Source organism: Bradyrhizobium sp. 142 (assembly GCF_023074015.1).
Classification (GTDB): Bacteria; Pseudomonadota; Alphaproteobacteria; order Rhizobiales; family Xanthobacteraceae; genus Bradyrhizobium.
On the sequence record NZ_JADPKQ010000399.1, the window covers coordinates 16,172 to 34,764 of the forward strand.

Genomic DNA, 18,593 nt, shown 5'->3' on the forward strand with positions numbered 1-18,593 from the left:
TTCACTTGAAGTGCGTCGCTTCCGTCAAGAGCGGACCGAGCGACAGCGACGCCTTCAGCTCGTAGCCGTAGTCGAGGTCGGTGCGGTGCGCCCAGATCTGCAAGGCCTCGGCCAGCGGAATGGCACAGACGGTGGCGACGATCTTCTTCTGGGCCTCGACCCAGAGCGCAGCCTGCTTCTCGCTATCGGTCTCGGTCTTGGCGGCGTCGATCTCTTTGTCTGCCACATCGCAGTGGCTGAAATTTGTGACCGCCGTCGGCTTTCCGACGATGCTGGCCGAATGGAAGAACTGGGTCAGGTAGATGTCCGCCACGGGAAAGCGCGCCGCCGCGTAATAGACGATCGGGCTCAGATCCTTGCGAATCTGCTGATGGAAAGTGGCGTGGTCGACGACCTGGATATCGAGATTGATGCCCGCCTTGCGGAGTTGCGCCTGCACGACCTGCATGCTGCCAAGCATCTGCGGCAACTGCGTGTGGATGATCTTGATCGTCACGCCGTCGGGATAGCCGGCATCCTTGAGCAGCGCCTTGGCCTTGGCGACGTCGGTGGCGACGAGGCCGGCATCATTTGACGATCCGAGATAGCCCGCCGGAATCACGCTCTGGCCAGGTCGCGCGGTGTCGGCGCCCTGCCACTTCACGAGCTCCGGCCGGTTGACGGCGTAGGCGATCGCCTGCCGCACGCGGAGGTCGTCGAGCGGCTTCGCCGTGATGTTGAGATTGAGATTGGCGAGCTCGCCGGGCTCGAACACGTCGACGACCGAGTTCGGCAATGCGCGGGTGCGGTTGATCCAGGCCTGATCCTGCTTGCCGTAGACGAGATCGATTTCGTCGTTCTGGAAGGCGAGGTCGCGCGAGGAATCGGAGGGAATGTAGCGATAGCTCACGTGCTCGAGCTTCGGCTTGCCTCTGAAATAGCCGTCGAAGGCTGCAAGCTCGAGCGACTGGTTCGGAGTGTCGGAGACGAACGCGAAGGGTCCAGTGCCGACGGGATTGCGCGTGAAGTCCGCGCCGTATTTCTCGACGGCCTTGCGGCTGACGATGTAGCCACCCGAATAGTTGGTGACCAGCCCGAGCAGGCTCGGCACCTGCCGCGCCAGCACGATGTGGACCGTGTAGGGATCCGTTGCCTCGATGGTCTTGAACGCGGCGAAGTCGGCGGAGAAGGCTGACGTCTTGGCGTCGCTTGCCCTCTTCAGGCTGAAGACGACGTCGTCGGCGGTCAGCCCGCCGAAGCCGCCGTGAAACTTCACGCCCTGACGCAGATGGAATGTCCAGTCGAGCTTGTCGGCACTCGATTCCCATTTTTCCGCGAGATCCGACTCGATCTGCTTGGGATCCATCGTCCCCGGCTTGAAGCGCACGAGGCCGTTGTACATCCAGGCCACCACGGTGCGGTCGATCGTGCTGACCGCGCGATGAGGATCGAGCTGGCCGACATCCTGGGCGGCCATGCCGACTTTCAGATCGGTCTTCGGCGCCGCGGAAGCAGGTATCGCAACGAGGGTGGCGGCCGTGAGTGCCGCACTAAGCGTGATGCGAAGCGTCATGTCCGTGTTCCTGCTGGTTGAATGATTGATCCGCTGCAAAACGATCGATACGGAACGGCTCGAGCGGGACGTCCGTGTGTCCATCGAGGACGAGCTCGCTCATGATGGTGCCGATGGCCGGGCCGAGCTGGAAGCCGTGACCGGAGAATCCAAAAGCATGGAACAGGCCGGGCGTCGTGCGGCTCAGTCCGATGACCGGAATATCGTCCGGCGTTTCGCCGTCGATGCCGGTCCAACTGCGGATCACCTGCACGCCTGCGAGCCGCGGCACGAGCTGCAGCGCCTTCGCCATGACGACATAGCTTGCCTCGGGCGACGGCCGTGACGACGGAACATCCGGATCGGAGTGCCCGCGGCCGCCGCCGAAGATCACGTTGCCGCGTCGGATTTGACGCAGGTAGACATCGCCGCCGACAACGCCCAGATTGGGCGCAATGAAATAGGGCACGGGCTCGGTCACGAGCATGTTGGGATTGAGCGGCGACACTGGAACCTGCTCACCGAAGGCGCGTGCAACCGCGCCGCCCCAGTAGCCGGCCGTGTTGACGAGATAGCGGGCGCGAAATTTGTGCTCGCCCGACGTCACGATGAACTGAGCGCCGTCATGAGCCAGCTTGCTGACCGGCGTGAACTCGCGGATATCGGCGCCCGCATCGCGCGCGGCGCGCGCCAGAGCGGGGCTCAACAGACGAGGGTTGGCGGCGCCGTCGTCGGGTGCGAATGAGCCGGCCACGATGTCAGGGCCGAGCCACGGATATTGCTGATGAAGGGCGTTGCCGCCGATCATGATCAGCGGAAGTCCGTTGGCCTTGGCGACATCGAGATAGGCAATCAGGTCGGCTTCCTCGGCCTGGTTGCGCGCGAGCTTCAGGTGTCCGGTCACCTCGAATTCGCAGTCGGTGCCGATGAGCTCCGGCAGCCTGGCCCATATTTCGCGGGAGCGACGGGCGAGCGGCAGTTCGGCCGGATGTCGGCCCTGCTGGCGCACGCCGCCGTAGTTGACGCCGCTGGCTTGCCCGCCGATCTGGCCGCGTTCGAGCAGGACGCATTGCACGCCGCGCTTTGCGAGATGCAGGGCCGTGGAGCAGCCGGCGCCGCCGCCGCCCACGATCAATACGTCGGTCGCTGTCGCGCTCATGCGGCCTCCGCGGGAAAGATGGGGATCGGCTTCACCGGCGGCTGCCCGCGCAGCCGACCCACCTGCTCGATCGGGCAGGACAATGTCGTTGCCAGTATCTCGGCTGCGGCCGCGCCGCAGACGCGGCCCTGGCAACGTCCCATGCCGACACGGGTCAGCGCTTTGGCGCGATTGACCTCCGATGGCGGAAGCGTCGCGAGAGCTTCGTTCGCGGCGGCGCGCAATTCGCCCGCCGTGATCACCTCGCAGCGGCAAAGGATCGTATCGTCGGCCATGTCGGCGGCGAGCTTTGCTGGAAATGGAAATGCGCGCTCCAATGCGGCGCGGAAGGTGGCACCGGCTACCATCGTTGCATCGAGGCGCGTCACCGCGCGCGCATCAACCGCCAGGCCGCGTGCCGCCAGCACAGCCCAGGCGGCGCGCGCGCCAGCCGCCTCAGCAAGATCAGCCCCCCCAATGCCGTTGCCGTCGCCAGCAAGGAACACGCCTTCGACGGACGTTTGCCCGCTCCGATCCTTGCGGGGCACCCAATTGTGCTGCACGGGATCGAAGTCGAACGGTACCCCGGCGAGATCAGCGAGCTGTGCTTCCGGCTTCAGCCCAAAGCCGAGCGCGACGGCATCGGCTGTCACCTCGTGCATGTTACCGCTCGTATCACGCCAGCTCAGCGATTCGACCTGGCCGTCGCCTCCGATCGCGAGCGGTGTCACGCCCGCGAAGATGGGGATGCCGTGCGCGCGCAGCCAGCCGATGTAATAAAGGCCTTTGGCGAAAGTTGCGCCGCCACGCATCAGTCCGAACGCTTGGGCTGCCTTGGTGGCGAAGGATGTCGTGTCGAGCACGGCGGCAACGTGGGCGCCGGCGCGGGCATATTGATACGCAACGAGATAGAGCAGGGGACCGGTCCCGAGAAAGGCGACACGCGCACCGATGGAGCAGCCCTGCGCCTTCAAGGAAATCTGCGATCCGCCCAGAGTGAAGACCCCTGGCAGCGTCCAGCCCGGCAGTGGGATCACCCGATCCATCGCGCCCGTGCAAAGGATCGTCTGCACGAATGGCACTGCGCGCGCCTTCCCGTCGGAGATCGTGTCGATCACGCCGGGCCGCAAATTCCATGCAAGTGTTCGCGGGCGGAAGTCAACCGAGGTGCGTAGCTGATCGAAGGTGTCGTGTATGGCGCGCGCCTTTGCAGCCTCAAAGCCGTAAAGGGCACGTGCGGTGCGGTGGAATCCGCCTGGCTGGCGCTGATAAATGCGCCCGCCGTTCTCCGGCGCTTCGTCGATCACGATTGGGCATAGGCCTGCGCCGACGAGGACCTCGGCCGCGCGGGTGCCGGCCGGACCGGCGCCGACAATTACGATGGTCATGGCTGCACCATCCTGCGGAATATGCGCATGCCTTCCGATATGGGAGTGGTGCAGGCGCGCACGCGGCCGCCGCCCTCGATGCTCACCCAGCAATCCTGGCACGCCCCCATCAGGCAGAACCCCGCCCGCAGACCATCGCCGAATTCGCTCGCGCGCAGGTAACCGCCGTCTTGCGCGAGAATGGCTGTGAGCAGGCTGTCGCCCTCGAGCGCAACCACGGGTGCACCGTCGAGCGTGAATGACACGGCGGGCCGGTTAGTCTCCGCCAGGCGTTGCAATCTCATAGCATGTCCTCAAGCCGGCAATTGACCAGCAGCTCAGCGATCGTTGCGGTGTTGGGCAGTCGTAGGACCGTCGCGATCAGTTCGGCAATGTCGCGCGGATCGCTCATCTGCTCGCGCGGCCATTTGGTGACGTGCGCGGTCATGTCGGTCGCGACGAAACTCGGGCAGATCGCGGTCGCGCGGATGCCGTGGTCCCAGCCATATTGCCGTACGGCATGGGTGAGCGCGATCAGCGCAAACTTGCTCATCGCGTAACCGGCATTGGGATTGCGGACGCGCTTGCCGGACATCGAGGCGACGTTGATCACGCGTCCTTCGCCGCTCGTGGCAAGGTGCGGCAGCACAAGTCGAATGAGCCGCATCGGCGCCTTGACGTTGATCAGCATCATGGCGTCGAGTGCCGTCTCGTCGGGATCGGTGAGATTGGCTTCCGGATTGATTGCGGCAGCATTGATGAGGCCGTCGAGCCGGCCGAAACGATCGATCGTCGCCGCAATCCATGCTTCCGCCGAAGGCAGTGACTCCGCATCGTAACGATGCAGCATCAGCCGGTCGGATCCGACCAGTCCGCGGGAATCGCGTACGCCAGCGGAGACGCGATAACCGCCAGCGACCAGGCGCTCCACCACGGCGCGGCCGATGCCGCGCGAGGCGCCGGAGACCATCACCACCCGGCCAGACGCTTCAAGCACGGGCAAGCTCCTTGGCGAAAGTGTTGGTTGCGATGTGACAGCGGGCGAGGTGTCGCGGAGCGGCGGCCGCCAGGACCTGCGGGGCCTCGCAACCTTGGCGGCGCAACGGACAGCGCGGAGCGAAGTGGCATCCCGTCGGCATGTCGTTGAGGGGTGGCACACGGCCCGGAATGGCGGCGAGCGACTGTTCCGCGCGATCCATGCGCGGAATCGCCGAGAAGAGCGCGCGCGTATAGGGGTGGGCGGGCCTTGTGAAGATCTCCTGCACAGACGCTTCCTCGACGATCTGGCCTGCATACATCACCGCAACGCGGTCGGCGATTTGGGCGACGACGCCAAGATTATGCGTGATGAACAGCATGGCCATGCCGTGGCGCGCCTTCAGGTCGGCGAGCAGCCCGAGCACCTGCGCCTGGATGGTCACGTCGAGCGCGGTGGTCGGCTCGTCGGCGAGCAGCAGCGTCGGTTCGCATGCGAGCGCCATCGCGATCATCACACGTTGGCGCATGCCGCCCGAGAATTGATGCGGATAATCGTGGAATCGGTGCTTGGCGGACGGAATTTTCACTTCCTCAAGAACGGCTTGCGCCTTCGCCTTCGCATCCGCCCGCGACAGCCCGCGATGGACCCACAGCGCCTCGGCGACCTGCGCGCCGATGCTCATCACGGGGTTGAGGCTCGTCATCGGTTCCTGGAAGATCATCGCCATGCGGTCGCCGCGCAGACCTTCGAACTTCGTCTCATCGATCGTTCGCAGATCAATTCCGTCGAGGAGGATACGGCCCGCCGATACGCGACCTTGCGGCTCTGGCACGAGACCCATGATGGAGAGCGCGGCGACCGATTTTCCGCAGCCGGATTCGCCGACCAGAGCGAGCGTCTCGTTGCGATCGAGCGTGAAGGAGACGCCGTCGACGGCCGGATACCATTCCGCACGAATGCGAAATTCGACTCGGAGATCTTCGACACGCAAGACCTGTTCGCGCATGGGGCTGGACTGCCGGAGCGAGGACGCCACCTGCTATTCAGGTCTTTGCTCTGCGTCGTGTCAATGCCATATTCCAATATGCGCAAACAGGAGGTGCCGTTTTTCCGATATGTGTAATGAAGGCGCCGCCGTGCAGGGAGTATTTTCAGCAGATGGATGATGTTTCCGACGTTGGGCTTTCTGGAAGTCTGCCGCGCGCCGTGGCCTTGCTGCGTGCGCTGGCCGCGAGGGGCGGCGAGGGGATGCGGCTGACGAATGCGGCCGAGGCGGCCGGCGTCCCTCCGGCTTCGGCGCACAGGTTGCTGCGCATGCTGATCGATGAAGGCTTGGTCGAACAGGATGCTCGCAACAAGTACTATCGGCTCGGCATCGAGTTCTTTTCGCTTGCCGCCCGCGCCGGGAACCCTGGCAATCTGCGCGAGGTTTGCCGCCCTGCGCTGTTGCGGCTGTCGGTGGCGTTGGGCGACACGGTGTTCCTATTGGTACGCAGCGGATATGATGCGGTCTGTCTCGATCGCTGTGAGGGACCGGTGCCGATCCGCTCCTTTACCGGCGATATCGGCGGCAAAGTGATCCTCGGGGTCGGACAGGGTAGCATGGCAATCCTCGCTTACCTGCCGGAGGCGGAACGTGAGGAGGTGATCCGCTTCAACCTGCCGCGTCTCCTCAATTTTGGCCCGTTTGACGAAGTGTTCTTCCGCAACGAAATCGAACGGGTGCGGGAAAGCGGCTGCGCCGCGCGCGGGACGGGGCTCCTGCCGGGCATGGCCGGTGTCGCCGTTGCGATCCTTGACCGCGAGCGGCGGCCGCTCGCCGCGATCAGCATCGGCACCACAGTCGAGCGGCTGAATGCCGAGCGTTTGCCGACTGTGGTCCAGGTGCTAAGGCGCGAGGCTGAGGCGCTGGCGACGAAGATCAACCCGTTCGACGCTGCCTTGCGCAGGCCGGGGCAACATCCCGGCTCGTATTGAGATGACCCATGCGTGCCGGTACGTTTCCTGTCGCGCAGCGGTGTGGGTACTTGCCTGGGTATTTCTCTGTCCGTTCCGGGTGCGCGGCGCGACGCATTCGGTGGGCGCGGATCTACAGGCGGACGACTTCACCGCTCCGGACGCTCTCGTCGGCGGCAAAGACGATACGGAGCGAGTTGATCGCGTCCTCGTGATGCTCGGATAGGTCGATCTCGCCACGGATCGCGCTCAGAAACAGCCGCTGCTCGCGCTCGCAGAGCTCCTGATGGCCGGGTTCGTCTGTGGTCGAGATCAACTCATCCGGCTTCGCAAAGCGGCCTTCGGTGACGCGCGCCGCGTGATGGATGCGAAGGGCGTTGGTCCGCGTATGCGTGTCATGGTCCGCCGAATGCGCGCCCGCTTCGGTGCTCTCTTTCGCGACGATCGACACACTGCCGTTCGGGCCGATCAAGTCCTTCACGAAATGAGCGGTCTCGCTCATCATCGGACCCCAGCCGATCTCGTACCAGCCGACGGATCCATCGTCGAACATGATGTGAAGATGGCCGTAATTGTACATGGCCGGCGCGATCTCGCTCGTCAGCCGCGACCCGACCGCGTGGACCGCGACGGGACGCGCTCGCGTCACCTGGCACATGATGTCGACGTAATGGACGCCGCAATCGACGATCGGCGAAGTCGACCGCATGAGGTTCTTATGAACCTCCCAGAAGGAGCCCGTAGACTGCTGGTTGAGATTCATGCGCATCACGAGCGGCTTTCCGAGCGTACGGCCGATCTCGACGAAGCGCGACCACGCGGGATGCACGCGCAGGATATAGCCGATCAGCAGCGCCTTTCCGGCCGTACGTGCAGCGCTGACGACCCGCCGCGCGGCCTCCAGCGCGTTGGCCAGCGGCTTTTCGCAGAAAACATGCGCACCTGCGGCGAAAGCCTGCAAGGCCATGCCGGCGTGATGCTCCGTGTAGGTGCAGATCGCGACGGCATCGGGACGCAAGCTCGTGAGCGCCTCGTCGAAGCTTTCGAAGCGCGGAAGAGCGGGAAACTCGGCCTCGAGATCGTCGCGATCGGCTGCGCGGGAGGTGCAAAGACCGACGAGCTCAAATCCCTCGACCGATCTGTAGGCGCGGGCATGGCTGGTTCCCATGGTGCCGCGGCCAACCACGAGAACGCGAACATTCTGTGCGGTCGAAATGGAGGGCGAGGACATGGCTCGATCGGTCCTTCAGTCAGGTGTTGCCTGCCAGCTCGTCGCGCTTGGAGCCGTCGGCGGTCGGCCGGCCCTCGATCCAGGTTTCGAGTACCCGCAGCTTGTCGTCGAGATGCACGAGGCTCGCGAGATAGCCTGGTGCGATACAGCCAAGTTCCGCGTCGCGCCGGAGAAACGTCGCCGGAACGCGTGATGCCATCGCGAGGGCATCGGCGAGCGGAAGCCTCACGACGTTGACGGCATAGCGCACCGCCTCGTCCATGGTCAGAACCGAGCCGGCGAGCGTCCCATCGTCGAGCCGCAGGCAACCGTTCGCACACGTCACGCGGCGGCCCTGGAGATCGAAATGATCGGGGCCACCGGCCGCCGGCGGCATCGCGTCGGTAATCAGCATGAAACGATCGCGCCGCTTGGCGGCAAGCGCGATGCGCAAATTCGCCTGGTGCACATGATGGCCGTCGGCGATGAGGCCGACGAACGCCTCGTCGAGATCGAGCGCGGCACCGACCATGCCCGGCTCGCGCCCGGCCGGCGCACTCATCGCATTGAACAAATGGGTGAACGCGCGCGCGCCTGCCTCGACCGCCATGCGCGCCTCCTCGTAGCTCGCGTCCGAATGCCCGAGCGAGACGAGCACGCCTTGTCGCGCGAGTTCGGCGATGCCCTCGGCTCCGACCCGATTGGGCGCGAGTGTCAGCATGACGGCGCCGCAATCAGCCCTGGCGATTGTCGCGATGTCGTCGCGCTCGAGGTCGCGGATATAGCTGAGCTCATGCGCACCCTTGCGTCGCGGATCCAGGAAGGGCCCTTCCAGATGAATGCCGAGTGTCGCCGGGGTCAGACACCGCGCCTCGCGCGTCGCGGCGATCGCGGCGGCCATCACCTGCGGTGTGTCGGTCACCAGCGTCGGCAGCAGTCCGACAGTGCCGTGTTGGCGATGTGCAGCGGCGATGCGGGAGATGCCTTCGGCTGTCGGGTCCTCGTTGAACAGAACGCCCCCGCCGCCGTTGACCTGCACATCGATATAGCCGGGCGCGAGCAGGCCGCCGCCGAGATCGCGCACGGCGCCGTGAGGTCTCTCGGAGTGAGGGACGACTGCCGCGATGTGCCCGCCTTCGACGACAACTGCGTGGTCGTCGAGAAAACGCTCGCCATCAAAAATCCGCGCGCCGGACAGAACGGTCATCAAACAGTCTCCGTCACCTTGCGCAGGTTGCGCGGGCAGTCGGGATCGCGCCCGAGCCGAAGCGCAAGCGCCTCGGCAAGGCGGTAGAAGCGGTGGATCATGACGATGGGCTCCAGTAGCGTCGCCTCGACCTTTGCCGTCGCGAGACGATCCGCCTCATCAGCGCCGCTCGACTCGATCGTGATCACCGCCGCGCCGGCCTGGGTCAGTGCCGCGAGCGTCGCCAGCATTCCCTCTCGCGCCGCGTCGGACGGCAGGAAGGCTATGACGGGAAAGCCGGAATCCACAAGTTCGGCTGGGCCATGCAGCACCTCGGCCGCGGAATAGGCTTCGGCGTGAATCGCGCAGGTTTCCTTGAGCTTCAGCGCCGCTTCTGCGGCGATCGCAAGCGTCGCGCCGCGGCCGAGCACGAAAGCGCTGCGGGCATTTGCGAGTCTCTCCAGCATGGCCGCGGGCGGTGGCGCCGCTTGCCTGCGCAGGACGTCCGGCAGGTTGGAGAGGACGTCTGCGAGCTGCCGATCCTGGCGCCAAGCCGCGACCAGGCTCGCGCCCGCGACGAGACCTGCAACCATCGATTTGGTCGCGGCGACGGAACGTTCCGTGCCGGCGCACAATGGCAGCAGAACTTCGGCCTCTTGCGCGAGCGGTGAGGCCACGTCGTTGATAAGTGCGACGGCCAGCGCACCGCCGCGTCGTGCGGCGCGCTGCATTTCGACGATGTCCGGGCTGCGTCCCGATTGCGAGATCGCGACGGAAACGCCGCCTTCGAGCCGCATCGGCGTACGATAAAGCGTCGCGATGGAAGGGCCGATGGAGGCACAAGGCACCCCCGAGACAATCTCGACGAGGTATTTCAGATAGAGCGCGCAGCAATCCGACGAGCCGCGGGCGATGGTCGCGACGAGCGACGGATCGAGCATGCGCAGACGCGCCCCCAGTTCAGCGAGCCGCTCCGCGTTGTGGCCAAGCTGGCGCGCGACCGCTTCGCCTGCCTCGCCGATCTCCTGAAGCATGTAGGTCGTCATCGGTGCGCCTTTCGAGCCGGTGGCGACAGCGTGAGTTCGGAGACGAAGTCATACGCGTCCGCCCGGTACCAGGATTTCGTGAATTCGACGCAGGATCCGTCGCCGAGATAGGCGATGCGCTGGATATAGAGCGCCGGGCTGTCCGGTGCGACGCCGAGCAGTACCGCATCCGCATGATCGACGAGGGTCGCACGCAAGCGCTGCAAGCCCCTGGCGGGCTTGAAGCCTCGCGCGGAGAGCGCCTCGTAAAGCGAGCCGCGGACCGAATCCTGTTCGGGAAGAAAGCGTATAGGCACGGCGGCGCGCTCGATCGCCATGGGCGAACCGTCGGCCAGGCGCAGGCGGCCGAGCCGGAACACGCGTTCGTTCGGCCGTACGCCAAGCATCATGGACTCTTCCGGTGTCGGCAGGAACACGCCGCGCTCGAGCTCGCGCGAACTCACCTCCAATCCGCGCAGCCGCATGTCTTCCGTGAAGCTCGTCAGCCGCGAGGAGGGCTGCTCGACGCGCGGCGTCGCGCGATGGATGAAGGTGCCGGCGCCGTGGCGGTGAAACAGCACGCCTTCGGCGATCAGATCGGCAATCGCCTTGCGAAGCGTGGTGCGCGATACGTCGAGCAGCTCGCACAATACGCGCTCGGCCGGAAGCAATTGCGTCGCTGTGAAGCATCCGGTCTCAATCTCGCGCCGAAGCGCGTCGACCACGGCACGATAGAGCTTCTGGCCCGGCGCGGTTTCGACCGTCATGGACATGCCGCGTCCTCCGCGAGCGTTCCGCCGACGAGCAGGATCGCGCCGTCGACCGCGTCGCGCCGGGGCGCGGCGAGGCGCTTGGCCACATCAGGCGGCAAAAAGGGGCGCAAGGGCTCACCGAAGCCGCCAGCGAGCGCAATGCGCTGCGCGCCAAGCACATTCAGCGTGTTCGCGAGCGCCGCTATCGCGCTGGCTGCTTCGCCGACAATTTCGCGCGCTCGCGTATCGCCGGACCTGGCGACTTCCAGGATCTGGGGTGCGAAGGCGCCGTAGTCTCTGGGTCTCGCGTCCGCTGCCCAGCGGCTCATCCGCAATGGATCGTCATCGAAATGGCGCCCGAGCGCTTGCGCAAGTCCGCTCATCGGCTCGAGGCCATCGATCGCACGCAGCGTCGCGCGCAACGCCGATTCGCCGAGGCGTGCGGCGGATCCGTCGTCGCCGAGCCAGAAGCCGCGTCCGCCGATGATAGTCGTTCGCGCTTCCACGCGAGCGATGCCCGCCGAGCCCGTGCCCGCGATGATCAGACCGCCGTCGCCGAGTCCATTGGCACCGACACAGGCGGCGACAGCATCATTGACAGCGACGATGCGCGCAAAGCCGGGCAGGGCGGCGGAGACGCGCTCCGCTTCCTTGTCGTCCGAAAGCCCGGCAAGGCTAAGGCCGACTGCGATCTCCTGCCTTGGCGCGCCGGCGGCGATCGCGGACTCGATCGTTTCACGGACGACCCGCATGGCCTCATCGAAATCGAGATAGATGTTCGAAGCCGGTCCGAGGCCGCGCCCGAGCTCGCGACCCGACGAATCCCGCAGTCTCGCGCGGCAACGGGTCGCGCCGCCGTCCACACCGAGGAAGAACTGGGCCGTCGCCAAGGAGCCTCCTAAAAAAGTTCTTAACGGCTCTAGACAAGTGGTATGTCACCTGGCAAAAGTAAATACAAGAGGTATCTACCATTGGTATTCAAGATGTCGGCCGCGCGTGCTGGCCAGCGGGATCGCGCATTGTCCGGAAGGGCGGCGTGTGTTTCCGCACATGAGCGTGGAAGAAAATCTCAACATGGGGGCTTACCTTCGTCGCGGTTTGGGTGAGATCGCAGCTGATCGCGATCGCATCTATGTGGAATTTCCGCGGCTTGCCGAGCGGCGCCGGCAGGCGGCGGGCACGCTGTCCGGCGGCGAGCAGCAGATGCTCGCGATCGGACGTGCGCTGATGTCGCGGCCGCGGCTAATCATGTTCGATGAGCCATCGCTCGGACTTGCCCCCAACATCGTCGAGCGGACCTTTGCGATCATCCGCCGCATCCGCGACGCCGGCACCACGGTGCTGCTGGTCGAACAGAATGCGTTTGCCGCGCTTGAGATGTGCGACCACGCCTATCTGCTCGAGAGCGGCCGCATCGTGCTGTCCGGGGCCGGCGCTGAGCTGATCGAGAATGAGCATGTGCGGAAGGCCTATCTTGGCGGATGATGCGACGGTCCGCCCGGACGAGTCGGGGTGGATTGCGGTCTGTGAGCTGGATCGGCTGAAGGCAGAGACGATCGTTTGCGTGCGCGTGACCGGGCTGGACATGCTCGTGATCTGGAACGATGGCGAGGTCGCAGCCTGCGAGCGCGCGTGTCCGCACGAACAGGCTGATCTCGGCCTTGGACAGGTGGCAGCGGGACGCCTGTCTTGTCCCCGTCACGCAGCATCGTTCGATTTGCGCGACGGCTGCATCTCTTCGGGCTGGTCAGGTCCGCCATTGCGGCTCTATCCGGTCCGGGTCACGGGAGAGCAGGTCTGGATTGGTGCGGGGGCGGGAGAGTCGGGGCGATGATGGCATCCTGCTCCTGTTTTGCCCGACGAGTCAAAGCCATGCGCGAGGTGAATTTTCCTTCAGAAACAAGAGGCATTCTACTGTGCATGGGGTTGTTTTCGGGTTTTTAATCCAGCAACCGGCGGGCAGCGTCCACCAGAATGCCGTCAGAGCGTCGCAGTGCCTCGAGGATGGTGAAATAATCGGCGCCTGCGATCGGAATCATCTTGCCAGGCGCCTTTGCGGCCGCGCGCTTCTCGTGGAAATTGATTGAATCTAGCACGAGTGCCGGAAGCTCGGCGCTGCCGTAGGCGATGTCGAGTCGCTTCTGCGTCACGGGCAGGCGAAGCGGCGAAACCGCGGCGATTTCTTCATCCGTCAGCTTCAGCGCATTGTTCAGCCCGGTGTCGCGGATCGGCGCGAGATCGTAGACGCCTGATATCGCCAGTCCGGCATGGACGCGTGGAGGTCAAGGCCGAGCAAAAGCAGCTCGTCAAGCTGATGCAGCGGGTCGTTGCAGCCGACGTTCCTAGCGTTTAGAGGCCGATCCCCGATTGTTCGGCTAGAATCTGTGCATTGCTGCCTTGCAAAAGGCAATTGCGTTCGCTTAGGCAGCCGACGTCAGGAAAAATGCGAAACGTACTTCGTAATCCTTTCCACGTCTTCGAATTCGTTGTGATGCGGTTTCCCTCGCCATCTTCGGGCGGGACGCTTCGATTCAGCAGATCTCGCCTACGTGGTCGCCGGTGAAATCAGGCCTCGTGCGTAAGCAGGCCCGACTGGCACATCATTTGCTGCATAGGGCTCAATGAGTTGGTGGCTAGGGTTCCGCACCTGAATAGGTGGCTGGTCCAAGAGCTGCCGCCGTCGCGGGAGAAATCCGCGCGGACACGGCGGGATAAAATCCCGGGAGGCCTCAGTTGCCAGGAACTGGCGTCGCTCGGGTGCGTGCCAATTCCAGATGTGTGGGCTTGTATGGAGTTGGCGATGCCTGATCTCGATCCGCCCCCGGCACACCACGCGGCGACGTGGCCGCCCGGCGCCATGTCCATCATCGTATCCACGGGCATGGCTTTACAGAACTTTCCGAGAGGGCTTGGCTGATGGCGGCCTACGACAGCGCTATCGAGCGCCGTTTCGGCGACGGCGGGCCCTCCGGCGGCGGTGACGCCGGCGACAATGAGTTGATCCGCCGTGTCCTGTCACGCAAGACCGTGCGCCGTTACAGCGACAGACTGCCGGACGAGGGCCTGCTCGATGTACTGGTTGCGGCGGCACTAAGCGCGTCGGCGAAGTCGGACTTCCAGCAGGCCTCGATCCTGCGGGTCGTTGACCGCGGCAAACGCGATGCGATCGGGAAATTGTTTCCGGCCATGCCCTGGATAGCCGACGCCCCAGCGTTCTTTGTCTTCCTCGGCGACGCCCGGCGGCTGCAGCGCATCGGCGAGATGCGGGGCAAGCCGGTCAGTAACGGAACGCTTGAAGGCTTCTTCAACGCCAGCGTCGACGCCGCGCTCGCGATGCAGACCATGATCTTGTGCGCGGAGGCGGAGGGCCTCGGCGTCTGTCCCATCAGCGTGATCCGCAACGAGGCGGATAGCGTCGCCGAGGTGCTGGGCTTGCCCGATCTGGTGTTTCCGGTGGCGGGGCTTTGCCTCGGTTATCCGCAAGGCGAGGGCTTTCTCAGCCTGCGGCTGCCGCGCCGAGCCACCGTCCATCGCGATGGCTACAACGACACAGCACTGGCCGCCGCAGTCGATGATTATGACCGCCGGCGGGATACGATTCACACCATTCCTAAAGAGCAGCAGCGGGCCAACGCCGAGTTCGGCGAGGCCGCCTTCTATGGCTGGTCGGAAGACAAGGCGCGGCAGGCGGCCAAGGCCGAAGGTGCTGGTTTCCCGCCTTATCTGCGCTCGCACGGCTTTAGTTTCGACTGAAAGGACTGAGCTCACGCAAAATCGATAACGTCGCTTTCTTTGTCTCGACTTGTCATCCATCAGCAAAGGTTGCTTCATCATGTCAACATCGTCGAATGCTTCCCGTACGTCATACTCGCGAAGGTTATTGCTCGGCCTCGTCGCTGCCCAATTCGCCGTTCCGATGCTGGTGGGAAAAGTCCAGGCCGGGAGCATGGATGAGATCAAGAAACGCGGCCTGATCGTTGCGACCGAGGATGACTTTCGTCCCTTCGAGTTCATCAAGGACGGCAAGCCGACCGGCTTTGACAATGAACTGATCGAGGATCTTAAGAAGTACGCGCCATTCGAGATCAAGCAGCAAATCCTGCCCTGGACCGGAATTCTGGCCGGCGTAAGCACCGGCAAGTACGACGTCGCCATTACCGCGGCGATCATCACCAAGGAGCGCAAGAAGTCGCTCGATTTCACCAGCCCGATCGCCGATGCCACGCATTATTATGTCAAGCGCAAGGACGACAAGAACATCTCAGCGATCAAGGACCTCAACGGCAAGACGGTTGGTGTGCAAGCGGGTAGCGCGCTGCTTGCACGGCTCACCGAACTCAACGGGATGCTGGAGAAGGAGGGCGGCAAGCTCGGCAAGGTGGTCGAATACACCTCTTATCCAGAAGCCTATCAGGATCTGGCGCTCGGCCGGGTCGACTACGTCGTCAACACCATCATCAATATCAAGACACTGGTGGCCGAAAAGCCGAACGTATTCGAGGTCGGGCAGGCCGTGTCCGGACCGTCCTTCCCGGCCTGGGCCGTCGCCAAGGACAATGCCGAGCTGCTGGAGTTCCTGAACGGCTTCATCGCCAAGGAAAAGGAAAACGGCCGGTTCGCCGAGCTGCAAAAAAAAGTGGTTTGGCGAAGCCTTTCCCGACCTTCCCGTGAAGTTCGAGCCTGAGTTCTGAAGGTAAGGACGCACGAGAGCGATCCGCCATGACCGCGGGCGACGTCCTTGCCATTGTTCAGGGTGCCGTCACGACAGTTACACTGTCGGTGATCGGCATCCTGATCGGCCTGCCGATTGGGCTCGGCCTTGCGTTGTTGCGCTGGGCCAATGTCCCTGTCGCGGCGAGGATGATTGCCGTCTATGTCAGCTGCCTGCGCGCAACGCCGCTGGTTACGTTATTGCTGTTGTTGTTTTTCGCGTTGCCGAATATCGGGATTCCCATCGATCCGATCTCGGCGGCAGTTCTTGCCCTCGTCATGAATACCTCCGCCTTCAATTGCGAGGTGTGGCGGGCGTCATTGGCGAACTTTCCGAAAGATCAATACGAAGCGGCACAGTCGGTCGGGATGGGCGCCGCCCTGCGGTTTCGGCGTATCGTCCTGCCGCAGATCGTCAGGGTCAGTTTGCCCGGTCTCGTCAATGAAATGTCACTACTGATCAAGGTGACGCCGGTCCTTGCGGTGGTCGGCGTCGTCGATATCACGCGGGCCGCAGTGCGGATCGGGGCGCAGACTTACGAGCCGCTGCCTCCGTTTTTGGTTGCGGTCGCGCTCTATGCGCCGATCGTGTTCGTGCTGGTCTATCTCCAGCGCTGGATCGAGCGACGCCAGGCAGCCGCCGAGGCGGCGGCATGATCCACGATTTCGGTATCGTATGGACCGAGCGTGGCCTGTTGCTCAGCGGGCTCGCCAACACCACGATCCTGTCGGTGCTGTCGGGCGTTGCCGCTCTCCTGCTCGGGTTCGCGCTGACGCCGGCGCTGATGTCCGGATATCGGCCCGTGGCGTGGGCTGCGAGGTGCTTCGTCGACAGCATGCGGTGCGTGCCGTTCCTGCTGTTCGCTTATATCGTCTACTACGGCTTTCCGTCCTTCGGCGTCCGGCTGGACAACTGGACCTCCGGCTTGGTGGCGCTGACGATCTACAACGCGGCCTACATGGCCGAAATCCTGCGCGGCGCCTGGGTCGCGCAGCCGCGGGAGCCGGTCGAGGCCGGCATTGCCTTTGGCTTGTCCGATATAAAGCTGTTTCGCCGCATCATTCTGCCACCCTTGTTGCTCGCCGCGGGTCCTGTGATCGGCAACCAGGTGATCCAAATCGTCAAGGACAGCGCCTTTCTGACTATCATCGCGCTCCCGGAACTCACCCACGCTGCGAGCTCGATCCAATCTCGCCACTACGTTCCGTTTGCGGCCTTTATCACCGCGGTGTTTCTCTATTGGGGTCTCTGCCTGCTGGTCGAGGTCGGGGTCAGCGGAATCGGTCGCGCCGCAGACGCGCGGCGCTAGGGGAGGCCATGTCGGACGTGAGCAAGGTTCTGGACGTCGCCGGTGTGTCGAAGTCCTTCGGCGACACCGAGGTGTTGTCCGATGTCAGTTTCCAGGTCGACAAGGGCGAAACGGTGTGCGTGCTCGGCCCGTCCGGTTCTGGCAAATCGACGCTGCTGCGCTGTATCAACTGGCTCGAACGCCCCAATGCCGGCCAGATCTACCTGAACGGTGCGCAGGTCGGCATCAGCGGGGCCGGCGTCGTGATGGGTGATCGCGAGCTGTCGCAGATCAGAACCCGTATCGGCATGGTGTTCCAGCATTTCGCGCTGTGGCCGCACCTGACCGTCCTGCAAAACCTGATGGAAGCGCCGATCCAGGTGCAGCACCGGCCCAAGGTCGAAGTCCGCGACGAGGCGCTCGCGCTGCTCGCAAAGGTAGGACTTCTCGAAAAGCAGAGCGCCTTTCCGGCAAAGCTTTCGGGCGGACAGAAGCAGCGCGTCGGCATCGCCCGGGCGCTGGCGATGCGGCCGGACTTGCTGCTGTTCGACGAGCCGACGAGTGCGCTGGATCCCGAACTGGTCGGCGAAGTCCTCCTGGTCATGCGCGATCTGGCACGCGAGGGCCGGACCATGGTGATCGTGACGCACGAAATGGCGTTCGCTCGCGAAGCCGCAACACGCATCCTGTTTCTCGACCGGGGCCGTGTCATCGAGACCGGCCCGCCGGATCGCTTCTTTTCAAACCCGGAAACCGAACGGGCACGGCAGTTCGTGCAACGTTACGCCGGCGATGCCGCCCGGCGGCAGTGACGATCGGACAGGGAGCTCGGTAGCGATGAGTGAACCACGGATAGAAATTCCGGCCCGCCGCGGCAAGGCGGCGCTGGTCGCAGCTGGCCAGACAGTCACCGTCATCAATACGCATGGCGAGCAGGTCGTCGACACTTGGGCGTTCAATCGCGCCGATCTCAGCGAGTTCATGTCGAATGAACACACCCGCGCCCACTGCCTTCATCTCATTCCAAGACCCGGAGATGTGCTGCGAACCAACCACCGCCGTCCGATTATGACGTTGATCGAGGACACGTCGGGCGGCATTCACGACACGCTGATCGCGGCCTGCGACAAGCATCGCTATGCATTTCTCGGCGTCGAGGGTTACCATGACAACTGCACAGACAACCTGTTTTCCGGAATGAAGGAACTTGGCCTCGTGCCGCCGGAGGTGCCGAGTCCGCTCAATCTGTTCATGAACATTCCATGGTCCGCCGACGGTACGCTGGGTTTCGCGGCACCGCCGCGGCCGGTGCCCGGCGGATATGTCCGGCTGCGTGCCGAGATGGATCTGGTGATCGCGTTTTCGGCCTGCCCGCAGGATATTCTTCCGATCAACGGCAAGGGGGGGAATCCCGTCGAGGCGCATTTCTGGATTGGCTGATGCGTCAGCC

20 protein-coding genes, 1 pseudogene and 1 riboswitch are annotated in these 18,593 nt (G+C 64.1%); of the genes and pseudogenes, 9 read left to right on the plus strand and 12 right to left on the minus strand.

What is annotated here, in order from left to right:
* Position 1: 1 nt before the first annotated feature.
* The 6 genes from IVA82_RS36835 to IVA82_RS36860 are packed head-to-tail and all read right to left on the minus strand — an operon-like array spanning position 2 to position 6,021.
* Positions 2 to 1,552 (minus strand): ABC transporter substrate-binding protein, encoded by a 1,551-nt coding sequence (locus IVA82_RS36835; RefSeq protein WP_247388277.1) that lies wholly within the window; start codon positions 1,550 to 1,552, stop codon positions 2 to 4.
* Positions 1,530 to 2,690 carry an FAD-binding oxidoreductase gene (locus tag IVA82_RS36840; RefSeq protein WP_247388279.1) on the minus strand — a complete coding sequence of 387 codons (1,161 nt, stop codon included), beginning with the start codon at positions 2,688 to 2,690 and terminating at the stop codon, positions 1,530 to 1,532. The genes IVA82_RS36835 and IVA82_RS36840 overlap by 23 nt, the downstream gene beginning before the upstream one ends.
* Entirely contained in the window at positions 2,687 to 4,057 is a 1,371-nt protein-coding gene (locus IVA82_RS36845) for an NAD(P)/FAD-dependent oxidoreductase (protein WP_247388280.1), read from the minus strand. Before IVA82_RS36845 ends, IVA82_RS36840 begins: the two co-directional genes overlap by 4 nt.
* Positions 4,054 to 4,341 carry a (2Fe-2S)-binding protein gene (locus IVA82_RS36850; RefSeq protein WP_247388282.1) on the minus strand — a complete coding sequence of 96 codons (288 nt, stop codon included), beginning with the start codon at positions 4,339 to 4,341 and terminating at the stop codon, positions 4,054 to 4,056. The genes IVA82_RS36845 and IVA82_RS36850 overlap by 4 nt, the downstream gene beginning before the upstream one ends.
* Complete coding sequence (locus tag IVA82_RS36855; RefSeq protein ID WP_247388283.1) at positions 4,338 to 5,033, minus strand: SDR family NAD(P)-dependent oxidoreductase; 696 nt, start codon at positions 5,031 to 5,033, stop codon at positions 4,338 to 4,340. The genes IVA82_RS36850 and IVA82_RS36855 overlap by 4 nt, the downstream gene beginning before the upstream one ends.
* Complete coding sequence (locus IVA82_RS36860; protein WP_247388284.1) at positions 5,026 to 6,021, minus strand: ABC transporter ATP-binding protein; 996 nt, start codon at positions 6,019 to 6,021, stop codon at positions 5,026 to 5,028. Before IVA82_RS36860 ends, IVA82_RS36855 begins: the two co-directional genes overlap by 8 nt.
* A 152-nt stretch (positions 6,022 to 6,173) precedes the next feature.
* On the opposite strand from IVA82_RS36860, the gene IVA82_RS36865 reads away from it, so the two are divergent.
* Positions 6,174 to 6,992, plus strand: coding sequence for an IclR family transcriptional regulator (locus IVA82_RS36865; RefSeq protein WP_247388285.1), 819 nt, complete (start codon positions 6,174 to 6,176; stop codon positions 6,990 to 6,992).
* A 112-nt stretch (positions 6,993 to 7,104) separates the two neighbouring features.
* Here the strand turns inward: IVA82_RS36865 and IVA82_RS36870 are convergent, their stop codons facing one another.
* From IVA82_RS36870 to IVA82_RS36890, 5 genes are read right to left on the minus strand one after another with little or no spacing between them, the layout of a single operon-like run.
* Positions 7,105 to 8,202, minus strand: coding sequence for a Gfo/Idh/MocA family oxidoreductase (locus IVA82_RS36870; RefSeq protein WP_247388286.1), 1,098 nt, complete (start codon positions 8,200 to 8,202; stop codon positions 7,105 to 7,107).
* A 19-nt stretch (positions 8,203 to 8,221) separates the two neighbouring features.
* Positions 8,222 to 9,388: an N-acetylglucosamine-6-phosphate deacetylase gene (gene nagA / locus IVA82_RS36875; RefSeq protein ID WP_247388287.1), complete on the minus strand. Its 1,167-nt coding sequence runs from the start codon at positions 9,386 to 9,388 to the stop codon at positions 8,222 to 8,224.
* Positions 9,388 to 10,413 (minus strand): SIS domain-containing protein, encoded by a 1,026-nt coding sequence (locus tag IVA82_RS36880; protein ID WP_247388288.1) that lies wholly within the window; start codon positions 10,411 to 10,413, stop codon positions 9,388 to 9,390. The genes nagA and IVA82_RS36880 overlap by 1 nt, the downstream gene beginning before the upstream one ends.
* Positions 10,410 to 11,165 (minus strand): GntR family transcriptional regulator, encoded by a 756-nt coding sequence (locus tag IVA82_RS36885; RefSeq protein ID WP_247388289.1) that lies wholly within the window; start codon positions 11,163 to 11,165, stop codon positions 10,410 to 10,412. The genes IVA82_RS36880 and IVA82_RS36885 overlap by 4 nt, the downstream gene beginning before the upstream one ends.
* Complete coding sequence (locus IVA82_RS36890; protein WP_247388290.1) at positions 11,156 to 12,034, minus strand: BadF/BadG/BcrA/BcrD ATPase family protein; 879 nt, start codon at positions 12,032 to 12,034, stop codon at positions 11,156 to 11,158. Before IVA82_RS36890 ends, IVA82_RS36885 begins: the two co-directional genes overlap by 10 nt.
* 103 nt (positions 12,035 to 12,137) lie before the next feature.
* On the opposite strand from IVA82_RS36890, the pseudogene IVA82_RS36895 reads away from it, so the two are divergent.
* Positions 12,138 to 12,629 (plus strand): annotated as a pseudogene (locus IVA82_RS36895) (ABC transporter ATP-binding protein); the annotation flags it as partial.
* On the plus strand, positions 12,619 to 12,978 hold the full coding sequence (locus tag IVA82_RS36900) for a Rieske 2Fe-2S domain-containing protein (RefSeq protein WP_249815660.1): 360 nt from the start codon (positions 12,619 to 12,621) through the stop codon (positions 12,976 to 12,978). The pseudogene IVA82_RS36895 and the gene IVA82_RS36900, both read left to right, overlap by 11 nt.
* Positions 12,979 to 13,084: 106 nt before the next feature.
* On the opposite strand, the gene IVA82_RS49215 is transcribed toward IVA82_RS36900, so the two are convergent.
* Positions 13,085 to 13,294 (minus strand): hypothetical protein, encoded by a 210-nt coding sequence (locus IVA82_RS49215; RefSeq protein WP_346658787.1) that lies wholly within the window; start codon positions 13,292 to 13,294, stop codon positions 13,085 to 13,087.
* A gap of 472 nt (positions 13,295 to 13,766) precedes the next feature.
* Positions 13,767 to 13,872, plus strand: a riboswitch (guanidine-I (ykkC/yxkD leader).
* Positions 13,873 to 14,060: 188 nt separating this feature from the next.
* On the opposite strand from IVA82_RS49215, the gene IVA82_RS36910 reads away from it, so the two are divergent.
* From IVA82_RS36910 to IVA82_RS36935, 6 genes are all read left to right on the plus strand, one after another.
* On the plus strand, positions 14,061 to 14,897 hold the full coding sequence (locus IVA82_RS36910; RefSeq protein WP_247388292.1) for a nitroreductase family protein: 837 nt from the start codon (positions 14,061 to 14,063) through the stop codon (positions 14,895 to 14,897).
* Positions 14,898 to 15,090: 193 nt separating this feature from the next.
* A complete protein-coding gene (locus IVA82_RS36915) occupies positions 15,091 to 15,828 on the plus strand; it encodes a transporter substrate-binding domain-containing protein (protein ID WP_247388293.1) in 738 nt (245 codons plus the stop codon).
* 35 nt (positions 15,829 to 15,863) lie between these two features.
* On the plus strand, positions 15,864 to 16,511 hold the full coding sequence (locus tag IVA82_RS36920; protein WP_247388294.1) for an amino acid ABC transporter permease: 648 nt from the start codon (positions 15,864 to 15,866) through the stop codon (positions 16,509 to 16,511).
* Complete coding sequence (locus tag IVA82_RS36925; RefSeq protein WP_247388295.1) at positions 16,508 to 17,164, plus strand: amino acid ABC transporter permease; 657 nt, start codon at positions 16,508 to 16,510, stop codon at positions 17,162 to 17,164. Before IVA82_RS36920 ends, IVA82_RS36925 begins: the two co-directional genes overlap by 4 nt.
* Positions 17,165 to 17,172: 8 nt before the next feature.
* Entirely contained in the window at positions 17,173 to 17,955 is a 783-nt protein-coding gene (locus tag IVA82_RS36930; RefSeq protein ID WP_247388296.1) for an amino acid ABC transporter ATP-binding protein, read from the plus strand.
* A 25-nt stretch (positions 17,956 to 17,980) separates the two neighbouring features.
* Positions 17,981 to 18,583, plus strand: coding sequence for an urea carboxylase-associated family protein (locus IVA82_RS36935; RefSeq protein ID WP_247493792.1), 603 nt, complete (start codon positions 17,981 to 17,983; stop codon positions 18,581 to 18,583).
* Positions 18,584 to 18,593: the final 10 nt, after the last annotated feature.